Below are 3,145 nucleotides of genomic sequence, written 5' to 3'. Positions count from 1 at the left end.
GAACTGGCCGACCAGTTGTTCCCCTACCTGACAATGGTCGAGGGGTTGAAGCTTGCGGCGCAGACCTTCAACAAGGACGTGAAGCAGCTTTCCTGCTGCGCTGGATAAAAAAAGGAGGTTTTCAATGAGCGCCTACACCGTGTCCCGGCTGGCCCTTGATGCCGGGGTGAGCGTGCATATCGTGCGCGACTACCTGCTGCGCGGATTGCTGCGTCCGGTGGCGTGCACCCCGGGCGGCTATGGCCTGTTCGATGATGCCGCCTTGCAACGGCTGTGCTTCGTGCGGGCGGCCTTCGAGGCGGGCATCGGCCTGGACGCGCTGGCGCGGCTGTGCCGGGCGCTGGATGCTGCGGACGGCGATGAAGCGGCCGCGCAGCTTGCCGTTCTGCGCCAGTTCGTCGAGCGTCGGCGCGAAGCGTTGGCCGATCTGGAAGTGCAGTTGGCCACCCTGCCGACCGAGCCGGCACAGCACGCGGAGAGTCTGCCATGAACAGCCCCGAGCGCTTGCCGTCCGAGACGCACAAACCGATCACCGGCTACCTGTGGGGCGCGCTGGCCGTGCTCACCTGTCCCTGCCATTTGCCGATTCTCGCCATTGTGCTGGCCGGCACGACGGCCGGCGCGTTCATCGGAGAGTACTGGGGTATCGCAGCCCTCACGCTGACCGGTTTGTTCGTCCTGTCTGTGACACGACTGCTGCGGGCCTTCAAAGATCGATCATGAGCGCTTCCCATTGAGACAAACCACGCTGTCGCTACGTTGCCTCATGCCGGCATCAAATTCGGCTGAGTAGCTTCTCGCCATCTGGACGTAGCTCACCCTTGGGTGAAACATGCCGATACAGGGTCTGCCGCGTGACGCCAAGTTCCTGGCACAGGTCGCCGACCTTGGTCTCTGGCTGACCCATTGCCGCCATCGCCAGCCGCAGCTTGGCGGCGGTCATCTTGAACGGCCGGCCGCCTTTCCGCCCGCGCGCGCGGGCCGAGGCTAGGCCGGCAATCGTGCGCTCCGCGATCAACTCGCGCTCGAACTCGGCCAGGGCGGCGAAGATGCCAAAGACCAGCTTGCCGGCGGCGGTCGTGGTGTCGATGGCCGCGCCGTGCCCGGTTAATACCTTCAAGCCGATGCCGCGCCCAGTCAGGTCGTGCACGGTGTTGATGAGATGTCGCAGGTCGCGTCCGAGCCGATCCAGTTTCCACACGACCAGTGTGTCGCCAGTTCGCAACGCCTTCAGGCAGCTCGTCAAGCCGGGCCGATCCTCGCGCATGCCGGATGCCTGGTCCTCGTAAAGATGTACTGGATCGACCCCGGCGGCAATCAGCGCGTCGCGCTGCAAATCGGTAGCCTGGGAGCCGTCCGCCTTCGATACCCGCATGTAGCCTATCAGCATGTCGTACCTGTCACATATACGTTCGATTATGTGACAGTGTGAGCCAGAAAGTTCTCGCCGTCAAAAACTGTCACTTAACCCGTCATTTAGTCTAAGACCTGCAAACGGCCATTCAGGCTCGTAATGTGACAAAAACTCCGGCGGGATGCCCTCCTTGGTGAACGTGGCGCGCAAACGTTCCAGGGATTCGGGGTCGCGTCGCCCGTAGGACGCCAGTGTGAACAGCAAGCGGGCCGTCTCCGGGTTGTGTCGCGCTTCAATGATGGCCTCATCGATGGCCTGGGCTGCTCGTTGCCAGTGGTTGATGGGTTCCGGCTTCGGCACCTTCGCCGGCAGGCCGTTGGTGAAACCAGTGTGCGGCTCCGTCCAACGCCGCGACGTCCGCAGCGTAGTGGTCCATGTCGTGGCCGTCGCTCACCTGAGCGGACCGGCCGTGGCCGCGCCGATCGTGCGCGATGACGCGATAGCCCAGGCCAACGAAGAACAGGGCCTGGCTATCCCAATCGTCACCGCTGAGCGGCCAGCCATGGTGGAACACGATTGGCTGGGCGTCCTTCGGGCCCCAGTCCTTGTAGAAGATCTCAACGCCATCTTGGGTAGTCACTGTGCTCATGGTCATGATTCCGCGGTTGATGGAAGGAGAGTGGACGGACGAGAGTGCAGCGAAGGACGCCGGGGAAACGGCAGCCAGGGCCGCGGCACTCAAGCCTAGCACCAGAAAATCTCGCCGGTCCGGGCTGGCAGGCCCGAAGGTTTTGGTATTGCTCATGGGTGACTCCTTGTCAGTTGGCTAGCACGGGAGCAACAAGGGCTCCCGTGCCTGGTTGGGAAATTGGTTCTACCCGCGGTCAGCGTCCTTCCAGCTTTTTCACTACCTCGTCGGTCGTCAGCAGACCGTTGGCAATGTAGCGGAAGTCGACCAGTGCACTACCGTAGCCGTCGCCGTCAGGAAGCTTCGGTCCGGCGATGGCGTCACGTACGACGACCACCTCGAAACCGCGCTCCAGAAACTCGCGAAGATGCGATTCGACGCACAGGTTGGAGGCCATACCGGCAAGGATGATCTTGTCAACCCGCTGCTTATGCAGCTGCAGCATCAGGTCGTTGCTTTGGGGGCCATACAACTTGTGCGGTGATGCGACGATGGTCTTGCCGTCTTCAATGAAGGGCTTGAACTCCTGCATGAAGTCGGCACCCGAGTTACGGAATCCATCCAGCGTCAAGGCGCCCTTGCGATCGAAGAGGCCAAGCTTGTGCTGAACGGTCTCCGCCGGCGCCTCGTACTCCCATTTATGATCGTGGGGATAGTAGTAGTGCGGCGAGATGGCGACGGTCGTTCCAGCCTTCTTGGACGCCGCGAAGAGCCGGCGCAGATTCGGGACCAGGTTTTGCTCGGTAACGCTCGCACCGAACACCGGCCAGCCTGCACCCTCCGGGCTCATGAAGTCGATCTGCGGGTCGATCACGACCAGAGCGGTTCGACTTAGATCCCATTCAAAAGTGGAGGCCGGGAGCGCGGGCTTGACCGGGTCGGCATAGGAGTTCTCGGCGGCGAAGCTGATGCCAGGCGCCATCAGGATGGCCCCCAACACGGCGGCGTAGGAGAGCATTGTCTTGGGGTGAGTCTTGTTGAAGGTCATTTGCATGTCCTCGAAGTGGGGTGGTGCGAGTACGGTACGGCGAGAGGCTGGTACGAATAGGACATTTGTCCCTGGATTTCGGCCGTAAGCGTCCAGCCCGCCCACCTTTTGCTCG

The 3,145-nt window shown here is 62.2% G+C and carries 4 protein-coding genes and 2 pseudogenes; 2 read left to right on the top strand and 4 right to left on the bottom strand.

Annotated features, from left to right (window positions below):
- Window positions 1-124: 124 nt before the first annotated feature.
- Window positions 125-490: a mercury resistance co-regulator MerD gene (merD, locus tag HMPREF2924_RS03895; protein ID WP_070700362.1), complete on the top strand. Its 366-nt coding sequence runs from the start codon at window positions 125-127 to the stop codon at window positions 488-490.
- On the top strand, window positions 487-723 hold the full coding sequence (gene merE, locus HMPREF2924_RS03890) for a broad-spectrum mercury transporter MerE (RefSeq protein ID WP_001087809.1): 237 nt from the start codon (window positions 487-489) through the stop codon (window positions 721-723). The genes merD and merE overlap by 4 nt, the downstream gene beginning before the upstream one ends.
- Window positions 724-775: 52 nt before the next feature.
- On the opposite strand, the gene HMPREF2924_RS03885 is transcribed toward merE, so the two are convergent.
- The 4 genes and pseudogenes from HMPREF2924_RS03885 to HMPREF2924_RS03875 form a co-directional block, all read right to left on the bottom strand.
- Window positions 776-1,390 carry a recombinase family protein gene (locus tag HMPREF2924_RS03885; protein ID WP_000904941.1) on the bottom strand — a complete coding sequence of 205 codons (615 nt, stop codon included), beginning with the start codon at window positions 1,388-1,390 and terminating at the stop codon, window positions 776-778.
- Window positions 1,391-1,450: 60 nt separating this feature from the next.
- Window positions 1,451-1,759, bottom strand: a pseudogene (locus HMPREF2924_RS33880) (TniQ family protein); the annotation flags it as partial.
- Window positions 1,716-2,003: pseudogene (locus HMPREF2924_RS36885) on the bottom strand (alpha/beta fold hydrolase); the annotation flags it as partial. The pseudogenes HMPREF2924_RS33880 and HMPREF2924_RS36885, both read right to left, overlap by 44 nt.
- A 235-nt stretch (window positions 2,004-2,238) precedes the next feature.
- Window positions 2,239-2,964 (bottom strand): cysteine hydrolase family protein, encoded by a 726-nt coding sequence (locus HMPREF2924_RS03875; RefSeq protein WP_031634207.1) that lies wholly within the window; start codon window positions 2,962-2,964, stop codon window positions 2,239-2,241.
- Window positions 2,965-3,145: the final 181 nt, after the last annotated feature.

The organism is Pseudomonas sp. HMSC063H08 (assembly GCF_001813645.1).
In the GTDB taxonomy this organism is placed as follows: Bacteria; Pseudomonadota; Gammaproteobacteria; order Pseudomonadales; family Pseudomonadaceae; genus Pseudomonas; species Pseudomonas aeruginosa.
The sequence above is the reverse complement of the archived record's forward strand: the minus strand, read 5'-3'. Positions and strand labels throughout refer to the sequence as shown.